Origin of the sequence: Dongia sp. (assembly GCF_041905885.1) — a bacterium.
Taxonomy (GTDB): domain Bacteria; phylum Pseudomonadota; class Alphaproteobacteria; order Dongiales; family Dongiaceae; genus Dongia.
Window position 1 is genome coordinate 39,517 of record NZ_JAYRKD010000019.1, and the last position, 20,099, is coordinate 59,615.

A 20,099-nucleotide genomic window follows, 5' to 3' on the forward strand; every position below is an offset into this window, starting at 1 on the left:
GCCCGATTACTGGGCCGCTCCGACATGTCGTTCTTCCCCGTCCGATAGCTCCGGCGGCAGGCGGAACCTTACGTTCTCCGCCACGCCGTTCATCATCTCGAGCTCGACGCCGTGGAGCTGGCGCAAGCGCTCTACCACATCTTGGACCAGGATGTCCGGCGCCGAAGCGCCGGCTGTGACGCCGATCGCCTTGGCGCGGGTCAGCCATTCCGGCTTCAGCTGGTCGGCGTTCTCTATCAGATAGCTTGCAACGCCGAGTTCCTCGGCGATTTCCTTCAGGCGATTCGAGTTCGACGAATTGGGCGCACCGATCACCAGGATCAAGTCCACTTCCTGCGCGAGTTCCCTGACAGCCTTCTGACGGTTCTGGGTCGCGTAGCAGATGTCTTTCGTGTCCGGCCCGACGATCTTCGGGAAACGCTGGCGCAGCGCGTCGATCACGTCCTTGGTATCGTCCACGCTCAAGGTCGTCTGGGTAACGAAGGCCAACTGCTCCGGGTTCGCCACATTCAGCGTCGCGACGTCTTCCGGCGTCGAGATCAGATGCACGCCGCCGGGCACTTGGCCCATCGTGCCCTCGACCTCGGGATGGCCGGCATGGCCGATCAGGATCACCTCGCGGCCCTGGCTCGCGTAACGGCGGCCTTCGGTATGGACCTTCGAGACCAGCGGGCAGGTGGCGTCGACCACCATCAGGCCGCGCTCGCGCGCCGCACCTTCGACCGCCTTGGAGACGCCATGTGCGCTGAAGATCGCGATCTTGCCCTCGGGAATTTCGTCCAGCTCTTCGACGAAGATCGCGCCCTTGGCGCGCAGGCTCTCGACCACGTGCCGGTTGTGCACGATCTCATGCCGCACGTAGACCGGCGGGCCGAATTTCTCGATCGCCCGCTCAACAATCTCAATCGCCCGTTCGACGCCGGCGCAGAAGCCGCGCGGTTGGGCCAAGACCACTCGCATCATTCAATCCGTCCGATCCGCAAGACAGGCGCCCCCCAGGGTTGGCGTGAGGGTGGTTAGTCTCGAAGTCCCTGGAGATTTCCCCAGCGCCGCAGTCAACGAAACCAAAGTAACTGTCGCAAACCTGCCGGCTCGTTGTGGAGCCAAAATCACACAGGTTCTCTTCGCCCGGGGAACCCGCAGCCACTTGTGTAGGTTCCTGGACAGGCTGTCGTCTTACACAAAATCGACATGACTGCCTATCCCGAATCACCTATCGTTGCTGCAATGCAACACATTCCGCCAATTAACGCCATAAATAGGCAACTAAATTGGTCAAGTATTCGTGAGACTTAAGGGGCAGGGACAAGTTCCGGACTGGCGTTTATCCTGGCCTTCACCTATAAGCCCGCGATTCTTCGGGGAAACGGCATACCCCGGGGGAGCCTCCCGAGTCGGATAAAAGGAAGCCGCAGCGTGACCGCACCCAGCAAGACACCGCTCCTAGACCGTGTCACCACCCCGGCCCAGCTTCGCCAGCTCGATCCCTCTGATCTCCGTCAATTGGCGGATGAGCTGCGCCGCGAGACCGTGGACGCGGTTTCGGTCACCGGTGGCCATCTGGGCGCCGGCCTCGGCGTGGTCGAGCTGACCACCGCGATTCACTACGTCTTCGACACCCCCTATGACCGGCTGATCTGGGATGTCGGCCACCAGGCCTATCCGCATAAGATCCTGACCGGCCGCCGCGACCGGATCCGCACCATCCGCCAGGGCGGGGGGCTCTCCGGATTCACCAAGCGCTCGGAGTCCGAATACGATCCGTTCGGCGCCGCGCACAGCTCGACTTCGATCTCGGCCGGCCTCGGCATGGCGGTGGCCAGCGACCTGATGGGGCGCAAGCGCAACGTCATCTCGGTGATCGGCGACGGCGCATTGACCGGCGGCATGGCCTATGAGGCGATGAACAACGCCGGCTCGATGAAGAACCGGCTGATCGTGATCCTGAACGACAACGACATGTCGATTGCGCCGCCGGTCGGTGCCTTGAGCGCCTATCTCTCGCGTTCGCTGACCTCGACGCCGTTCCGCTCGCTGCGCACGATCGCCAAGGACATGTCGAAGATCCTGCCGCCGCGCCTGCAGGAAGTGGCGGCGCGGGCCGAGGAATATGCCCGCGGCATCATCTCCGGCGGCGGCACCTTGTTCGAGGAGCTCGGCTTCTATTACGTCGGCCCGATCGACGGCCACAATCTCGACCATCTGCTGCCGGTGCTGCAGAACCTCAGGAATTCCGAAGAGCCGGGCCCGGTCCTGGTCCATGTCGTGACGCAAAAGGGCAAGGGCTACGCCCCGGCCGAGAAGTCGGCAGACAAGTACCACGGCGTGGTCAAGTTCGACGTCGCGACCGGCGCCCAGGCGAAGTCCACGCCCAAGGCGCCGAGCTACACCTCGGTCTTCGCCAAGGCGCTGATCGCCGAAGCCAAGGTCGACGACCGCATCGTCGCGATCAACGCCGCGATGCCCAGCGGCACCGGATGCGATGCCTTCGGCAAGGAATTCCCGAAGCGCTGCTTCGACGTCGCGATCGCCGAACAGCACGGCGTCACCTTCTGCGCCGGCATGGCGACCGAAGGCATGAGGCCCTTCGCGGTGATCTACTCCACTTTCCTGCAGCGCGCCTATGACCAGATCGTGCATGACGTGGCGATCCAATCGCTGCCGGTGCGCTTCGCCATGGACCGCGCCGGCCTGGTCGGCGCCGACGGCGCCACGCATGCCGGCAGCTTCGACATCGCCTATTTGGGCTGTCTGCCGAACTTCGTGCTGATGGCGCCGTCGGACGAGCTGGAGCTGATGCACATGGTGGCGACCGCGGCGACCATCGACGATCGCCCCTCCGCCTTCCGCTACCCGCGCGGCGAAGGCATCGGCCTCGATTTGCCTTCCCGCGGCGAGGTCCTGCCGATCGGCAAGGGCCGCATCATCCGCGAAGGCACCAAGGTGGCGCTGCTGAGTTACGGCACCCGCATGGTGGAAGTGCTGAAGGCGGCCGACGAGCTCGGCGCCAAGGGGCTTTCGACCACCGTTGCCGATGCGCGCTTCTGCAAGCCGCTGGACAGCGAGCTGGTGCGCCGTCTCGCCCGCGAGCATGAGGTGTTGATCACCATCGAGGAAGGCTCGATCGGCGGCTTCGCCACCCATGTGATGCACGATCTCGCCCAGGCGGGCCTGCTGGAATCCGGCGTCAAATTACGCCCGATGACGCTGCCCGACATCTTCATCGATCACGACGCGCCCGCGAAGCAGTATGACGTGGCCGGCCTCAACGCCCGTCACATCGTGTCGCAGGCGCTGGCTGCACTCGGCGTCTCCGAAGCCGTCGCCAGGGCTTAAGGGTAGGGTCAGGGGATGATGATCACGCGTCGTCGGTTCGGCGCCCTGGCGTTGAGCGCGGTCTCGCTGATGGCCGCCGGGGCGGCGCGCGCCGACGGAGCGGAGCCCGCCGCGGTGGTCCAGTCGCTCTACGACGCGCTGTCGCAGACGATGAAGGACGGCGAGAAGCTCGGCTTCGACGGCCGCTACCAGAAGCTGGAGCCGGTGATCCACAAGGTCTTCGACATCACCACCATGTGCAAGATCGCCATAGGCGGCTACTGGACCACGCTCACCACCGAAAAGAAGAACGCGGTGCTGCTGTCCTTCGACAAATACACCGTCAGCACCTATGCCTCGCGCTTCAAGGCCGACAAGGGCGTCCAGTTCAAGGTCGGCGAGACCAAGCAGGTGCCCAATGACCGGGTACTGGTCCTGTCCACGATCGTGAAGTCCGATGGCGAGCCGGTCGAGCTCAACTACCTCTTCCGCAAGGGTGCAGAAGGCTGGCAGGTGATCGATGTCTATCTCGCCGGCGCTATCTCGCAGTTGACGCAAATGCGCTCGGAATTTTCGGAACCGCTTCAGAAGGGCGGCGTTGATGCCCTCATCCAGGTGCTCGATAAGAAGGTCGAGCAGTTGAAGCAGGCCGCCTAGCCGCGCTGAGAATCCAGACCCAGCGAAAGCCGCCTGCGGCCAATTGCCGCCCGCGACCGGGATTCACGGGTTCTTGAGACTGGATTGGCAGGTTGCCATCTAAGTTTCACGTAGTAATCCACGCGTAAGGTCTTCCAGGGGATCCTCAGGGATCGGAAGACGACCCACGGACAGAGATGGAGTTCAACATGCGTTTGGTTCGTCGTGGCCTGTTGCTGGCCGGTATCGCTGTTTCGGCCCTGGCCATGCCCACGCTGCTCGCTCTGCCCGCGGTGCCGGCGCAGGCCGCCAGTGCCGCGCAGGCCGCGGCGCCGGTCGGCCCGGTGCAGCGCCTCGACAACGCGTTGATCGAGGTGATGAAGAATGCCGAGGCACTGAAGTTCCAGGGCCGCTACGACAAGCTCGCCCCGGTCCTGAGCGCCGTCTTCGACGTGCCGTCGATGACCAAGATCGCCGTCGGCCCGATGTGGAACGACGCGACCCCGGAAGACCAGAAGGCCATGGTCGAGGTGTTCGGCCGCTACATGACCACAATGTATGCCGCGCGCTTCAACGGCTATGGCGGCGAGACCTTCGAGATCGCCGATTCCAAGGAGCGCGATGGTGGCCGTGTCCTGGTCATCACCAAGCTGATCCGCAAGGACAAGGAGCCGGTGGAACTCTCCTATCTGATGAAGGGCGAGGGCGACAACTGGCACGTGACCGACGTCTACTACAACGGCTCGATCTCCCAGCTGGCCCAGCTGCGTTCCGAGTTCGCCGGTTCGCTGCGCGACGGCGGCGTGAAGAAGCTGAAGTCCGTCCTCGAAGACAAGATCAAGCAGCTCCAGGGCGGCGCGTAAGGCGGCCCTTCCTCTCCGCAAAGAAGAAAGCCCGGGCAGTGCCCGGGCTTTTTGATTCTTGATTCTCGGGGGTGGCGCTAAGCCGCGCGAATGCTCGCCAGAAAGGCGTCCACTTTCTGGTCCAAGCCGCCGGCGCTCTCCGAGAGTGCATGCGCCACGTTCAGCATCGTCGAGGACGAGTGCCCGGTTTCCTGGGCCGCCTCGGTGACGCCGTGGATGTTGGTGGAGACGTCCTTGGTCGCGGCGGACTGCTCCTCGACCGCGCCGGAGATCGAGGTCGAGATCTCGCTCACCTGGGCGATGATCTTGCCGATTTCCGAAATGGATTCCGCGGTGACCTGGCTCGAATCCTGGATGTCCTTGATCTGCTGCTGGATCTCTTCGGTCGCCTTGCCGGTCTGGGTCGCCAGCGATTTAACCTCGGAGGCCACCACCGCGAAGCCCTTGCCGGCTTCGCCCGCCCGCGCGGCCTCGATCGTGGCGTTGAGCGCGAGCAGGTTGGTCTGGCTGGCGATGTCGGTGATGATGCGGGTCACTTCCCCGATCTTCTGGGCGGCGGCGACCAGCTGGGTCACCATCTCCTCGGACTTCCGCGCGCCGGCGACGGCGATGCCGACGACGCGCGAGGATTCGCTGATCTGCCGCGAGATCTCGCCGACCGAGGCGGCCAGCTCTTCCGCGGCGGCCGACACGGTCGATGACTTGTGGTCGGCATCGGTCGCAGTCGAGGCCAGCGCCTGGGCGGTCGTCTCCATCTGCTGCGCAGAGGAAGCAACCTCCTGCACGACCGATTTCACGTCGTTGACGAATTGCAGCGCGCGCCCGCTCTGCGCCTTGCTCTCGGTGATATCGGTGGCGAACTTCACCACCTTCCACGGGCGGCCGTTGAGATCGAGCACAGGATTGTAGGAGGCCTCGATCCAGACCTCGCGACCGCCCTTGGCCAGGCGCTTGTACTGCGCCGCCTGGAACTTGCCCTCGCGCAGGGATTCCCAGAAGCGCTTGTACTCGGCGCTGTTGCGGTAAGCCGGATCGACGAACATGCTGTGATGCTTGCCTTGAACTTCCGCCAGGCTGTAGCCCATCGTGGCGAGGAAATTCTCGTTGGCGGTGATGATGATGCCGTCGAGCTCGAACTCGATCACCGCCTGCGAGCGGCCGATCGCTTCGACCTTGCCCTTGAGGTCGGCGAAGAGCCGCTTCTGTTCCGTGACGTCGGTCGCGAATTTAACGACCTTGTACGGCTTGCCGCTGCCGTTCAGCAGGGGATTGTAGGAGGCCTCGATCCAGACCTCGCGGCCGCCCTTGCCGATCCGCTTGTACTGCGCCGCCTGGAACTCGCCGCGATTGAGCCTTTCCCAGAAGGCGCGGTATTCGGCGCTCTCTTTCTGTCCAGGCTCCAGGAACATGCTGTGGTGCTTGCCCTGGATCTCCTCCAGGGCATAGCCCATGGCGTTCAGAAAGTTGGGGTTGGCACGGATGATTGTGCCGTCCATGTTGAACTCGATGATGGCCTGCGACTTGTCGAGCGCGGCCAGGCGGGCGCGATCTTCGCCGCCGAAAAGGGACAGTGCCATGGACATTCCTCAAGGTTGCCTGCCGGGGGCCCGACTTGACTTAAGTTAAGACTGTTGTCTTAAAAAAGCGTAAGCAATCGATGAGGTCTTGCTAACGAAAAGTGTAGCTATGAGCCTGCCGTAGCAAGCGGAAATGTCAGATACCTTACGCCACTTCGCGCCAGGTTACGTCATAGCCGGCGAAGGACTGGAGCTTGATGCCGGGCCATATTCCGAGCACCGCCACTTCGAGAACATTCTCATCCGCGACCACGCTGCCTTGCATTTGCGTCTCGCTGAACAGAGCGCGGGTGAGCTGGCTGGCGGCGGCGGCGATATGGATGTCGGGGGACATTGAGGTTCCTTGAGGGGCTGGCGGATCGCCTGTGTGGCGCGCCGCGACGACGGGTATATACAGCTGAGCCTGGCCTCCGTCAGCGGGGCAGGACGTCGCATAAGCCCTTCAATTTATAATATTTTTACGCGCAATCGCGAAAAATATGTGTAAATTCCCAGACGGCACTCAATTCTGCTTGTCTGAAGACGCGGGGACCGGCGGCCGGCCCATCAGGGACGGCATCAAGGTGAAGATCGTCGCCAGCACCACCGCCAGTCCGAGCAACAGCAAGGCGCCGATGCTGGCCGTGCCCGGATGGTTGGAGACCGCCAATCCGCCGAAGGAGGAGCCGGTCGCCAGCGCGCTGAACAGGACCGCGCGGGCCGTTGCTGTCGACAGCGGATGCTCGACGCCGCGCCGCCAGTTGACCGCGAAATAGATGTCGAAGGCGATGCCGATTCCGAGCAGCAGCGGCAGGGCGATGATGTTCGCGAAGTTGAGCGGCATGCCGAACACGACCATCACCAGGATGACAGAGCCGCCGGCCGCCACCAGCGGCGCCAATGCGTAGAGTACATCGCGTACCCGCCGCAGCACCAGGAACAGCAGCAGCGTCACGGTGATCAGCGCCGTGAGAGTTGCCGTGCGGAAGGCGTCCGAGACCGCGCGGCCGGATTCATAGATCTGCACCGCCGGGCCGGTCACGTCGGGCGCGACCCCGCGCAGGGCCGCGACGAATTTCGCCAGGTTCTCGCTGTTGTTGTCGTCGCCACTCGGGAAGACCGCGATCCGCGCCGTCCCGTCGACGGCGATCCAGTCGCGCTTCACTTCCGGCGGCAGGCTGTCGAGCGTGACCTCGCCCGCGGTCATCGCCGCCTTGAGCGCGGCGAGGCGGGGCATCAGCCCATCCACCAGCATGCGCTTCAGCTGCGGATAGAGCGCGGGATCGGCCTCGGCCGCCTGGTCCAGCAAACGCGCGAGACCCATGGCGATCTCCGACGAGGCCATCGCCTGGCGCAGCTTCTCGGCGCAGCGCCGCAGCGAGGCGCGCACCTCGTCGTCGGTCGGGGGCTCGCGCACCGAGACCGGATCCAGGCTGAGGCCCATCAGGTCGTTGAGATCCGAGAGGATCGCCAGCTTCTCCTTCTGGTCCTGCGGCACCAGCGACTGCGCGGTGATCACCGCATAGACCTCCGGCAGCTGCTTCAGCTTCGCCGCTATCTCGGTCGCGGTCTTGATGTCGGGCGCCAGCAGCTCGGACTCGTAGGGCGTGCGCAGGGGATCGCGCATCAGGTCCAGCATGGTCGCCATGGATTCGACGTTGGGATCCTTCAAGTGCAGCGGATTGAAGTCGAAGGTGAGGCGCGGGCTCAAGGCGAGGCCCGCAACCGTGATCAGGGTCCAGACGCCGACCACCAGCCAGCGCCGTTTCAGCAGGAAGGCGTCCACGCCTGCGGCCCAGGCAAAGCCCATCTCGCGCGGCGCGCCCTTGGGCTTCAGCACCGTGAGCAGGGCCGGCAGCAGGGTGAAGTTCAGCACCAGCGTGATCGCCATGCCGGCGAGCGCGATCAGCCCCAGCTCCGAGACGCCGCGATAGGCGGTCGGGATGAAGGCCGCAAAGCCCAGCGCGATCGCCGCGGCGGCCAGCGACAGCGGCCGCGCCATCGCGCCGCCGGTGCGGCCCAGGGCCCCGGCCTCGCCATGCTCGAACCGTTCCTGTCCGTAGCGCACCCCGAACTGGATGCCGAAATCGATCGAGAGGCCGATGAACATCACCGCGAAGCCGACCGAGATCAGGTTCAGCGACCCGATGGTGAGAAAGGCGAAGGCGAAGGTGAGCAGCAGCCCGACGATCAGGGTCGCGAAGGTGGCGAAGATCAGCTTCACCGAGCGCAGGGCCGCGAACAGGAACAGCAGCACCAGGGCGACCGAGACGACCAAAGCGAGGCCCATGCCCTCGGCGACCGTGCCGAACTCCTCGTCGTTCAAGGCGACCGGGCCGGTCAGGCGCACGGTGACGCCGGTATCCGCGAGAGCGAGCTCCTTGATCTGGTCGCGCACATATTGGCTGGCCACCGCGCCGGGCTTCAGCGCGCTGAAGTCGCGGTTCGGCTGGGCCAGGATCAAGTGGCGCAAGGTGTTCTGGTCGGCCTGCCGATCGATCAGCAGGGTCTGCCAGGAGAGCGGCTGCTTGCCGCCCGCCAGGCCGTCGGACAGCGTGCGCGAGATTGCCGCCAGCGGCTTCTCCAGCCGGCTGATCGGCACCGCATTGCTCTCGACGCCGTGGACGAAGGTAGACAGCGTGTCGAACAACCCGCGCAGGCTCGGATCTGCGGTAAGGCTGCCGATGAAGGGCTGCGCCTCGATCACGGAATCCGCGATCTTCTGCACCTCGTCCTTCTTCAGATAGAGCAGGCCGTGCTGCTCGAAATAACGCCCGCCATCGGGCCGCCGCACCGACATGAAGAGATCGGTCCGGCTCAGCATCTTCTCGAACAAGGCCGCGGTCGCGTCTTCGGTGGCGTCGGGTGTCTTGCCGTCGACCACCACGACCAGGAGGCCGGTGTTCTGGGGGAAGAGCTCGTTGAAATGCGCCACCTGCTGCCGCCAGGGCAGGGTGGGCGAGATCATGTTCGCGGTGTCGGTGTCCATCTTGAAGGCATGGACCACGAACGCGCCGGCCAGGACGGCGGCCAGCAGCATGGCGCCGACCACCACGGCGGCGCGGCGCTCGCACCAGGTGACCGCGCGAAAGACGACGGATTCCAGCATCAGGCGGCGAGCCTTTTCTTGGTTTTCAGCAATTTGCGCTCACGGACGATTCCGCCTGTATCGAGCAAGGCAAACCCGCTCTAGCAGACCATTAGAGGCTTGTCACTGTGGGGCGTTGGCGCCGTCGGCGCCGGCCATCGAGCGCTGCTGGTGGCGGGCGAGCGCGGTACGCCAGCTCGGGATCAGGCCATCGATATCGGTCTCGGCCAGGGAAGCTTCCGTCATGCTGCGCAACGCCATCGCCGCGTTGATTCCCGCGACGGTGATATCGGTGATTTGGAAGGTTCCATTGGTCGGGTCCGCGATCACCAGCCAATCGACCGGCAGCGCCGTGCCTGAAGGCAGGGTCAGCATGCTCAGAACCAGCGTGCTGCCGTCGTCGCGGCTGCGACTGCCTTTGACCTCCAGCGCCAGTGTCGGGTTGGCGCGCAGGCCGGTGGTGACCGCCTCGGCGACAAAATCCTGGAAGTCTGCCTGGAACCGGCTGCCCGCTTCGTTGTTGTCGGTGGGCCAGAGCCGGCCAAGCATGTATCGGGCAGTCTCATCCAGACGAATCGAGCGCAGCAGCAGCCCTTTGACGGCCTTTGTCGCGTATTCGTCGGATTGCGGAGCGACGGCGGTTTCGACCGTTGCCCGGAAAAAGCCCGCAATATAGCTTTCAGCGGGTTCGGATTTGGCGGGCGAATCGGCCCGTGCGGATAGGAACGGGGCCGGTAATACGGCTTTAAGCAGTCCGGTGGCCAGAATGGTCACCAGGACCATTGGCAGCACAACTGGGAAGAATCCCTGCGGGTGGCGCGTTGGATATCGGTACATCGCCGGGGGAGAATAGGGTAGTCGCGGGATGAGAGGAAGCGGGGTGGGGACGGCACTTGTGACCGGTGGCTGCGGCTTCATCGGCCGTCACCTCACGACTTTGCTGGCCCAGCGCGGCTACGACGTGCGCGTTCTCGACCTGCAGGATTGGCCGGATGCGCCGGCCGGCGTCGAGGTCCGCAAGGGCTCGATCCTCGACCGGGCGACCATGGCCAGCGCCGTCGAAGGGGTGCAACTCGTCTTCCATCTGGCCGCCAACCCCAATCTCTGGGCCCCCGATCCCAGGACCTTCCACGAGGTGAATTACGAGGGCACCTGCCGCGTCCTCGAGGCAGCGGCCAAGGCGGGTGTCGAGCGCGTCGTCTACACCTCGACCGAATCCATCCTGAAGAACATCCATGCCCGCAACGGCGAGGCCGCGGCGCTAATTGACGAGAGCGTCGATCTCGCGATCGATGACGTCTGGGGCGCCTATTGCCGCTCGAAATACCTGGCCGAGCGCGAGGCGCTCCGCGCGGCGAAGGCCGGGCTTCCGGTCGTCATCGTCAACCCGACCATGCCGGTCGGTCCCGGCGACGGCCTGATCACGCCGCCCACGCGCATGCTGATCGGTTTCCTGAACGGCGCGACCCCTGCCTATCTGGATTGCGAGTTCAACCTGGTCGATGCCCGCGACGCGGCGAACGGCCATCTGCTGGCCGCCGAGCGCGGCCGGATCGGCGAGCGTTATATCCTCGGCGGTGAAAATCTCGCCCTGGGCCATGTGCTCGATCTCTTGCGCGAGATGACCGGGCTGCCGATCGCCCGCACCCGCGTGCCCTATGCGCTGGCCTATGTCGCCGGCTGGATCAGCGAGGGTCTCTCGCGCCTCACCAAGCGGCCGCCGATCGCGCCCTTGACCGGGGTCGTCCTGGCACGCTCTTCGATGGCTTTCGACTCTCGCAAGGCGCGGCGCGAGCTTGGCTGGCACACGCGGCCGCTGCGGCAATCGCTGCAGGATGCGGTGGTCGATTTGCAGACCCGCGGCCTGCTGCGCCGCGATCTGAGGCCGCAACTAGCCTGAAGTCGGCACCAGGGGCGGCATCTGGTAGATGAACCCGTCGGCCGGATAGATCGAGCCGAACACCCCATATTGCGGATTGAAGAAGCGGAGCTGGGTCCAGTCGTTCTCCGGCGAGACGTCCTGCACCTGCATGCCGGTGATGATCCGGCCGGGGACCCAGTTCGAGTGATCGACCAGGATGTCGCGGCTGTCGATCACCTGCCGCACCACTGCGACATGGCCGAGCTTCAGTCGGTCGGTCTGCCCCAGGACCAGCACCGCGCCGGCCTCCGGCATGTTGCCGCGCAGATACCGGCCGGCCGCCAGGCCCCACCAGTTCCAGGCATCGCCCCGCAGGTCGATCCCGGAGGCCGCCCGGGCATAGAGCACGCAGGAGCCGCCGAGCTGGTCATCGACCACGCCCGGCACCGGCCCGACCGGCGCGGGCCGGGAGGCTTGCTGGGTGCCGCAGCCCGCCAAAACCAGGGCGAGCAGGACGATCCTTCCAAAGAATAAGGGGCTGGGGCGACTCGGGAACATGTGGATAAGTGTAACGACATCTGCTGAAACCGCCTAGTTTCAGGTGCTTGCGCCCTAGAGCTGCGCCGCCGGATCGCTTGGCGGTGTCGCAGCCAGACCATCCTCGCCCCGGAAAAAGCAGCAGTATTCCGCATCGCAGCGATCTAGATTGCTGCGATGCGGTGAGATGGGGGAACGAGCCGGTTGCGGCCGGCCCAAGGGCGTGCGGGTGGAGGGTGAGATGGCAAAGCAGAAGCGAGCAACCGACATGGCCTTGCGCAGCACCCCGGCCCCGCGCAAATCGACCGGCCCGTCGGTGAAGCTCGACGAGGGTCTCCTGCCGCTCGCTCGGGTCTTCGCGCCGACCAAGTCCTTCGATGCCGCGCGCGCGGAGAGCGAGCTCCGCGACCTGATGGGCGAACTCTCGAAACTGCGTGAGCGCAACCCCTTCGGCAACACCGTGAAGCTGCTGGCGCTGGAGCTCGGCAAGAAGCTCGATGCCGAGAAGCTCGAACTGGGCTCGATCGAGGATCTGATCCAGCACATTTCCGCCGAAGCCTACGAGCACCGCGCCGAACGCATCTCCCGCTATCTCGGCGAGCATGACGCTAAGAAGAATGAGGAGCGCCTGCGCCTGGTGTTCCGCCAGGCCGCGGGAATCGAAGGCAAGAGTAGGAAGGCGGCAAAGTCCTTCGCGCAGTTCCGGGCGCTGCTGGAGCGCGAGCTGTTCGGCATCGTCTTCACCGCGCATCCGACCTTCAGCCAGTCCAAGCCGATGATGCAGGCGCTGGCCGAGCTTGCCATCGACCGCGATGTCGATGGCAAGAAGCTTTCCGCCAAGGAGCGCAATCGTCTCCTCGCGCAGGCGCGCGCGGTCGAGCATCGTCCAGCCGAGAAGCTCGACCTTACCTACGAGCATGAGCTCTCGCTGCTGGCGATCGAGAATACCCACAGGGCGCTGCGCCGCGCCTATGAGATCGCCTTCGAGGTCGCGGCCGAGCTCTATCCCGAGGACTGGCAGCAGCTCTCGCCGCGACTGCTCACCATCGCCTCCTGGGTCGGCTACGACCTCGACGGCCGCTCCGACATCCGCTGGTCCGACACGCTTCTGAAGCGCCTCAAGGTCCAGGTGCTGCAGCTCGAGCGCTACCGCGCGACCGTCGAGGAGTTGCGCGCGATCTACCGCCAGAACCGCGGCAATGTCGATCTCATCCATCTCATGGACCTGATCGAAAGCCGCCTCGCCATGGCGATCAACGAGGCGCGGGACGAGATGGAGGTTTTCCGCGGCGGCGCCCAGGACCAGGAGAGCTGGGTCGAAGAGGTGAAGCGCATCGCCAAGCGCATGCACAGCGGCCGCGACCTGCGCCTGATCGAATCCGTCCAGCTCCTGGAGCTGGTCGAGCGCGCCATGGCCATGACCGAGGCGCCGGCGGCATTGCGTAAGCTGCTGATCCTGCGCGCCGAGCTCGCCAACCACGGCCTCGGCCTCGCGCATACCCATGTGCGGCTGAACTCGGTGCAGATCCACAACGCGATCCGCAACCTGATCGGCATGGAAGCGGCGCCCGACGACCCGGCGCACAAGCGCTCCTACATGGCGAGTGTCACCAAGCTCGCCCATGACGTGAAGCCGGTGAAGATCAACTTCGCCTCGATCCTGGCGGAGCGCACGTCGGCCAAGCGTTTGTTCATGCTGGTCGCGCAGATGCTGAAATACATCGACGCGACCACGCCGGTCCGTTTCCTGATCGCCGAATGCGAGACCTCGCTGACCCTGATGGCGGCGCTCTATTTCGCCAGGCTGTTCGGCGTCGACCACAAGGTCGATATCTCGCCGCTGTTCGAGACCACCAAGGCCTTCGAGCGCGGCATCCGCGTCATCGACGAATGCCTGCAGAACCCGACTTTCGCGGCCTATGTGAGGAAGCGCGGCCGGCTCTCTATCCAGACCGGCTTCTCCGATGCGGGCCGGCATCTCGGCCAGACGGTGGCGGCGATCTCGGTCGAATGGCTGCGCCTGAAGCTGGGCGAGCTGCTGAAGGACCGGGGCTTCACCGATATCGAGCTGGTGGTCTTCGACACCCATGGTGAATCGATCGGCCGCGGCGGCCATCCGGAAGATTTCCGCGCCCGCCTCGAATATGTGGCCTCGCCGGTCAGCCGCCACCAGTTCGCGGTCAACGGCGTGCGCTGCAAGGAGGAGGCGAGCTTCCAGGGCGGCGACGGCTATATGTATTTCGTGACTCCGGACATGGCGCTGGCCTCGGTCACGCGCATCCTCGAATACACGCTGGAGCTGCCCTCCCACACCACCGAGGCCGACGTCGCCTACAAGGCCGAGGAAGACTATATCAAGGAGACCTTCATCACGGTCCGCCGCTTCAACGAGCGGGTGATGGACGATCCGGCCTATGCGACCCTGCTCGACACCTTCGGCGGCAACCTCTTGTTCGTCAGCGGGTCGCGGCCGATCCGGCGCCAGCAGGACGGCGTCGAGCAGCGCTTGAACCTCACGCACCCCTCGCAGATGCGGGCGATCCCGCATAACGGCATCCTGCAGCAGATGGGTTTGCTGGCGAACACCGTCGGCGGCATGGGCGAGGCGATCGTCCGCGATCCCGAGCGGTTCCAGCGCGTCTACAAGGCAAGCCCGCGCCTGCGCCGCTTGCTGGGCATGGTCGAATGGGCCCTCGAGTTCACCGATCTCGAAGCCTTGAAGTCCTATATCGACCTCTATGATCCCGGCCAGTGGCTCAGCCGCGCCGCCCAGGTCAAGGACCCGGACGAGGCGCACGGCCTTCGCGCGGTCGCCGAGCACCTGGAGCATGAGAACGTCTACAACCGGCTGGCCAAGATCTACCGCGTGTTCCAGCGCGACATGATGGACCTGCGCGACGGGCTGGCGCTGGTCGGCCTGCCGAAGCCGAAGATTGACGCCGAGGTCCGCGCCAACCTGCGGGTGCTGCACGGCATCCGCATCGCGCTGATCATGCGGATCTTCAGCCTGGCGATCCATGTCCCGGACTTCTCGCAGCAGCACAACATCACCCGCGAGCAGTTGCTCACCAAGATCTTCCACCTCGAGATCGATGACGCGATGCGCAAGCTCGCGACCATCTTCCCGAAGGTCGAGGAGACCAAGTTCGAAGGCGACTTCGGCGAGATCGCGACCTATGTCGGCGACTGGACCCAGACCTACGAACGCGAGCATGCCCGGATCTTCCAGCCGATCGCTGGTCTCTACACCCTGATCCTGCGGGTCAGTTCGGGCGTCACGCACACCATCGGCGCGATGGGGTAGGGGGCGGCGCCCCCTCCCTATCGATTTTACCGGATCGCCATCCGGGCGCCGATTTGCGATAACCCCTGGCAAAGAACGAGAGTCAGGGGATTCCCATGCAGGTCGCCTACCAGCCGAAACCGTCGGCCGCCGCCGTCATCGCCGTGCTCGTGCCGGAGGGCGGCAAGCTCGGCGCGCGGGCCTTGGTGCTCGACACCCAGCTCGGCGGTGCCATTGCCCGCGCCGTCACCGCCCCGGCCTTCAAGGCCAAGCGCGAGCAGATCATCGAGCTCATCGCCCCGGCCAAGGATGGCCCGCGCCGGGTGCTGATCGCCGGCGCCGGCGCACCGAAGGAGTTGAGCGCCAGGAACGCCCGCAGCCTCGGCGGCGCCATCGCCGCGCGGCTGATGGCGGTGCATGAGCCGGAAGCCGACCTGCTGATCGACTTGCCGAAGGGGACGCCGCTCGGCGAGGGGGAGCTCGCCGCCAACCTGGCGCTGGGGATTCGCCTGCGCAACTACCGCTTCGGCAAGTACCTCACCCAGGACAAACCCGACAAACCCAAGCTGCTGACCGGCGCCACGCTGGTCACGGCCAAGACCGCCGAGGCGAAGAAGCTCGACCAGCGCCTGGCCGCCGTGGCCGAGGGTGTGCATTTCGCCCGCGACCTCACCAACGAGCCGCCCAACGCGCTCTACCCGGAAGAGTTCGGCGCGCGCATGAAGGGCCTCGCCAAGCTCGGCGTGAAGATCGAGGTGCTCGACGTCGCGGCGATGAAGAAGCTCGGCATGGGCGCGCTCCTCGCGGTCGGCGGCGGCTCGCAACGCCCGCCGCGGTTGCTGGTCCTGCAATACCACGGCGCAAAGCAGACGAAAGAAGGCCCGATCGCCTTCGTCGGCAAGGGTGTCTGCTTCGATGCCGGCGGCCTCTGCCTGAAAAAGCCCTCGGGCATGATCACCATGAAAGGCGACATGGCCGGCGGCGCCGCGGTGGTGGGCGCGATCCACGCCCTCGCGACACGCAGGGCCAAGGTCAACGCCGTCGGCGTCGTCGGCCTGGTCGAGAACCTGCCCTCAGCCACCGCCTACAAGCCGGGCGACATCGTCACCACCATGTCCGGCCGCACCATCGAGGTGATCGACACCGATGCCGAAGGCCGCCTGGTGCTGGTCGACGCGCTCTATTACACGGCGACCCGCTTCAAGCCGCGGTGCATCGTCGATCTCGCGACACTCACTTATGCCGTGATGGCGGCAGTCGGCGGCGCCTACGCCGGCATCTTCTGCAACGATGAGCGCCTGAACCGCCGCCTCACTAGCGCCGGCGAAGCCACCGGCGAGCGCCTCTGGCGCCTGCCGATCGACGGCTATTACGACCAGAACCTGGAATCCGGCATCGCGGATTTCCGCCATCACTCGCCCGACGATGAATCCGCCGATGCGGCCCATGCCGCCGCCTTGCTGAAGAATTTCGTCACCGACCGCCCCTGGGCGCATCTCGACATCGCCAGTAAGGAATTCACCGGCAAGGACCGCCCGCTCACGCCCGCCGGTGCCACCGGCTATGCGGTCGCGCTGCTGGAGGAGTTCGCGGCAGGGCTGGAGTAGGCTTTCCTTGCCGTCCTAACCGCACGGAAACGTGTCGCTTTCCCGCTCGCGCGACTCGCGCCCGGTCGTGTTACAGTTTTGTGACACCGTTTCGTAACGGGAATGAGCCGCCGGCCTCGTTGCGGCGTTGGACAAGCCATGGAATTCCTTCTCCACCTCTTCGGCGCGGTCGCGCTGCTGCTCTGGTCGTTGCGCATGGTGCGGACCGGGGTGATGCGCGCCTATGGCAGCCAGCTCCGGCATTGGGTCGGGCTGGCGATGACCAACCGCTTCCGGGCGCTGGGTGCCGGCATCGTCACCAGCCTGCTGCTGCAATCCTCCAGCGCCACCGGGCTGCTGACCTCGTCCTTCGTCACCCGCGGCATGGTGGGCGCGGCCTCGGCGCTGGCGATCATGCTGGGCGCCGATCTCGGCACCAGCCTGGTGACCCAGGCCTATTCGTTGCCGGTCTACATCCTCTCGCCGGCGCTGATCCTCATCGGCTACATCATGTTCAACAAGCTGGAGAGCACGCGGCTCCGCGATCTCGGCCGCGCCGGGATCGGCCTCGGCCTGGCGCTGCTGGCGCTGCATCTCATCACCGAGGCGGCCGAGCCGATCCGCGAGGCGCCGCTGCTGCCGCAGATCCTGAACCTGATGTCCAACTCGCCCGTTTTCGGCGTCATCGCCGGCGGCATCCTGACCGTGCTCTGCGCCTCCTCGATCGCGGTGGTGCTGCTGGTCGCCTCGCTGGTGAAGATCGGCATCCTGCCGGTGCCGCTGGCGCTGGCCTTCGTGCTCGGCGCCAATCTCTGCGCCGACGTGATGGCGATGCTGGCTTCGATGGGCGATCCGCCGGAGGCGCGCCGGGTCCAGCTCGGCAACATGGTCTTCCGCGGGATCGGCGTCATCGCGATCCTGCCCTTGCTGCCGCTGATCGTGCCGCTGCTGCCGCTGCTGCCGGATTTCGGCGGCGGCGCGATGCGACAGATCCTGGACTTCCATGTCGGCTTCAACCTGGTGCTGGTCCTGGTCTTCATCGGCCTGATCGGCCCAGTCTCGCGCCTGACCCGCAAGCTGATGCCCGATGCCACCAAGGCCGACGATCCAGCACGGCCGCGCTATCTGGCCGCCAGCGCCGTGGATTCGCCGTCGATCGCGCTGGCCAATGCCTCGCGCGAGGCGCTGCGCATGGGCGATGCGGTGGGTGAGATCCTGCACCTATCGCTGCAGGCCCTGCGCTCTGACGACCGCAAGATTATCAAGCAGGCCAGCGACCTCGACTCCCTGGTCGACCGCTTGAACGAAGCGATCAAGCTCTACCTCACCAAGGTCAGCCGCGAGAGCATGAGCCCGGAAGACCACCGGCGGGTGATCGATCTCATCACCTTCACCACCAACCTCGAGCATATCGGCGACATCGTCGACAAGAACCTGATGGAGCTCGCCGCCAAGAAGGTGAAGTACAAGCTGAAATTCTCACCCGAAGGGGCCGAGGAGATCGAGGGCATCCACGACCGCCTCAACGGCAACCTGCAGCTTGCCATGAACGTCTTCATGACCGGCGATCTCGACCTCGCCCGCAAGCTCTTCGCCGAGAAGCAGGCCTTCCGCGAGCTCGAGCGCCAGGCCTCCGAGAGTCATCTCGAGCGCCTGCGCGAGGGCCGCGTCGAGAGCATCCAGACCAGCGGTCTGCACCTCGACATCCTGCGCGACCTGAAGCGGATCAACTCGCATCTCGCTCTGGTCGCCCAGCCGATCCTGGAAGCCAAGGGCGAGCTCAGCCCCTCCCGCCTCAAGGACGCCTGATCTCCGAATCGTCACATCCCGCCCGGATCTTGATGCACATCAAACAAGGAAGGGGCAGGTTGTGCCACCATCCTCGCGATCGCTCGGTGCCTCAAAGACACGCGCGGGCACCTGTGCGAAGGAGTCCGGGACATGGCCGTCCTCATGATCACCACCTGGCTGGCGCTGCAGCTTCCCACCGGCATCCTGCTCGGGCGTTTCCTGGAGCGGCAGCCTTTGCTGGTCCCGGTCCGGGCCCGGCGCTGACCGGAGCCTGACGCCCGACCCGGGCCTATCCATCTGTGATTTCCCGCTTAATTTGACTTCGGTATAATCTCCCAGCTATGGAAAGCCGCGCCGGGGCAGGGGGACGCCCGCAGGCGCTGGGGAATCGAGACTGGGAAGGCGTTTTCAATGATTTCGACCAAGCGGACCGCGCTGCAGCTGCTTTGCGGCGGATGCTCTGTTGCAGCCTTGCTCGCCGCCTCCGCCGCCCTGGCGGCCGATCCCCAGAAGGTCGTGGTGTATACCGCGCTCCAGGCCGAGCAGCTCCCGGTCTACGAGAAGGCCTTCGAGGCCAAATATCCCAAGTTCGACATCGAATGGGTCCGTGGCACCCCGGCCGAGATCACCGCGAAGCTCCTGGCGGAGAAGGGCGATCCCCAGGCCGACGTGGTCTGGGGCCTGGGCGCCAGCTATCTGATGCAGGCCGACAAGAACGGCCAGCTCGAGCATTACCGCCCGCAGGGCTTCGACCAGATCAAGGACGCCTTCAAGGACCGCCGCACCGGCTGGCCGGTCTGGGTCGGCATGGATGCCTGGGCCAACGCCATCTGCTTCAACACCCAGCTCACTGCCGAGCACAAGATCCCGAAGCCCGCCGGCTGGAAGGACCTGGTCGAGCCGGCCTACAAGGGCCAGATCGTGATGCCCAACCCGAGCTCCTCGGATACCGGCTTCGCCTCGGTCGCCGGCTGGATCCAGACCTTCGGCGAGACCGGCGGCTGGGACTATATGGATCTCCTCCACGAGAACGTCTCGAGCTATCTCCATTCCGGCGCCAAGAGCTGCGCCGCGGTCGCGACCGGCGACGCCGCGGTCGGCATCTCCTTCGGCTATGCCGGCGTGAAGCTCGCCAACAACGGCTCGCCGATCGAAGTGATCTTCCCGAAGGAAGGTCTGGGCTGGGAGATGGAGGCGACCGCCGTGGTGAAGGGCGCGAAGCATCTGCAGGGCGCGCAAGCGGTCGCGGATTTCTCCGCCAGCGCCGAGGCGAATACGCTCTACAACAGCTACTACCAGATCCTCGCCCGCAAGGACGTCGCGGCGACTTTGCCCGACAACTATCCCGCCGGTGAAGAGGAAGCGCTGATCGACCCCAACAACTTCGAGGCGGTCGCCGCGCGGCGCCAGCAGATCCTCGACGAATGGGAAAAGCGCTACAGCGGCAAAAACGCGCCGAAGAGCTGAGACAGCACCTGCCGTCCGAAGCGCAGCGCGCGTAGGAGGGCGGCAAGAACGCGCCGAAGAGCCGAATACTCTAAGACCGGCTTCCCAGCCTGCCCTCCGAAGCGCGGAGCGCGAAG

At 65.3% G+C, this 20,099-nt stretch carries 14 protein-coding genes; 8 read left to right on the forward strand and 6 right to left on the reverse strand.

Annotated features, from left to right (window positions below):
* Positions 1–6 precede the first annotated feature (6 nt).
* On the reverse strand, positions 7–960 hold the full coding sequence (ispH, locus tag ACH2CY_RS18420; RefSeq protein ID WP_395020779.1) for a 4-hydroxy-3-methylbut-2-enyl diphosphate reductase: 954 nt from the start codon (positions 958–960) through the stop codon (positions 7–9).
* Positions 961–1,416: 456 nt separating this feature from the next.
* Between ispH and dxs the strand changes: the two genes are divergently transcribed.
* From dxs to ACH2CY_RS18435, 3 genes are all read left to right on the forward strand, one after another.
* Positions 1,417–3,336: a 1-deoxy-D-xylulose-5-phosphate synthase gene (gene dxs / locus ACH2CY_RS18425; protein WP_395020780.1), complete on the forward strand. Its 1,920-nt coding sequence runs from the start codon at positions 1,417–1,419 to the stop codon at positions 3,334–3,336.
* Between the two features lie 15 nt (positions 3,337–3,351).
* Positions 3,352–3,972 (forward strand): ABC transporter substrate-binding protein, encoded by a 621-nt coding sequence (locus ACH2CY_RS18430; protein ID WP_395020781.1) that lies wholly within the window; start codon positions 3,352–3,354, stop codon positions 3,970–3,972.
* A 188-nt stretch (positions 3,973–4,160) separates the two neighbouring features.
* On the forward strand, positions 4,161–4,814 hold the full coding sequence (locus tag ACH2CY_RS18435) for an ABC transporter substrate-binding protein (protein WP_395020782.1): 654 nt from the start codon (positions 4,161–4,163) through the stop codon (positions 4,812–4,814).
* 77 nt (positions 4,815–4,891) lie between these two features.
* On the opposite strand, the gene ACH2CY_RS18440 is transcribed toward ACH2CY_RS18435, so the two are convergent.
* The 4 genes from ACH2CY_RS18440 to ACH2CY_RS18455 form a co-directional block, all read right to left on the reverse strand.
* On the reverse strand, positions 4,892–6,391 hold the full coding sequence (locus ACH2CY_RS18440; RefSeq protein WP_395020783.1) for a PAS domain S-box protein: 1,500 nt from the start codon (positions 6,389–6,391) through the stop codon (positions 4,892–4,894).
* Between the two features lie 145 nt (positions 6,392–6,536).
* Positions 6,537–6,725, reverse strand: coding sequence for a hypothetical protein (locus ACH2CY_RS18445; RefSeq protein ID WP_395020784.1), 189 nt, complete (start codon positions 6,723–6,725; stop codon positions 6,537–6,539).
* Positions 6,726–6,893: 168 nt separating this feature from the next.
* Positions 6,894–9,479 carry an MMPL family transporter gene (locus ACH2CY_RS18450; RefSeq protein ID WP_395020785.1) on the reverse strand — a complete coding sequence of 862 codons (2,586 nt, stop codon included), beginning with the start codon at positions 9,477–9,479 and terminating at the stop codon, positions 6,894–6,896.
* Positions 9,480–9,581: 102 nt separating this feature from the next.
* Positions 9,582–10,241 carry an ABC transporter substrate-binding protein gene (locus ACH2CY_RS18455; protein ID WP_395020786.1) on the reverse strand — a complete coding sequence of 220 codons (660 nt, stop codon included), beginning with the start codon at positions 10,239–10,241 and terminating at the stop codon, positions 9,582–9,584.
* Between the two features lie 97 nt (positions 10,242–10,338).
* Here ACH2CY_RS18455 and ACH2CY_RS18460 point away from each other — a divergent pair, with 97 nt between their 5' ends.
* Positions 10,339–11,358 carry an NAD-dependent epimerase/dehydratase family protein gene (locus ACH2CY_RS18460; RefSeq protein ID WP_395020787.1) on the forward strand — a complete coding sequence of 340 codons (1,020 nt, stop codon included), beginning with the start codon at positions 10,339–10,341 and terminating at the stop codon, positions 11,356–11,358.
* On the opposite strand, the gene ACH2CY_RS18465 is transcribed toward ACH2CY_RS18460, so the two are convergent.
* A complete protein-coding gene (locus ACH2CY_RS18465; protein ID WP_395020788.1) occupies positions 11,350–11,877 on the reverse strand; it encodes a CHAP domain-containing protein in 528 nt (175 codons plus the stop codon). The genes ACH2CY_RS18460 and ACH2CY_RS18465 overlap by 9 nt on opposite strands.
* A 220-nt stretch (positions 11,878–12,097) precedes the next feature.
* Between ACH2CY_RS18465 and ACH2CY_RS18470 the strand changes: the two genes are divergently transcribed.
* The 4 genes from ACH2CY_RS18470 (at position 12,098) to ACH2CY_RS18485 (ending at position 19,983) form a co-directional block, all read left to right on the forward strand.
* On the forward strand, positions 12,098–15,160 hold the full coding sequence (locus ACH2CY_RS18470; RefSeq protein ID WP_395020789.1) for a phosphoenolpyruvate carboxylase: 3,063 nt from the start codon (positions 12,098–12,100) through the stop codon (positions 15,158–15,160).
* Between the two features lie 95 nt (positions 15,161–15,255).
* On the forward strand, positions 15,256–16,746 hold the full coding sequence (locus ACH2CY_RS18475; protein WP_395020790.1) for a leucyl aminopeptidase: 1,491 nt from the start codon (positions 15,256–15,258) through the stop codon (positions 16,744–16,746).
* 138 nt (positions 16,747–16,884) lie between these two features.
* Positions 16,885–18,534, forward strand: a complete 1,650-nt coding sequence (locus ACH2CY_RS18480) for a Na/Pi cotransporter family protein (RefSeq protein WP_395020791.1) — start codon at positions 16,885–16,887, stop codon at positions 18,532–18,534.
* A gap of 393 nt (positions 18,535–18,927) precedes the next feature.
* Positions 18,928–19,983, forward strand: a complete 1,056-nt coding sequence (locus ACH2CY_RS18485; protein ID WP_395020792.1) for a putative 2-aminoethylphosphonate ABC transporter substrate-binding protein — start codon at positions 18,928–18,930, stop codon at positions 19,981–19,983.
* Positions 19,984–20,099: the final 116 nt, after the last annotated feature.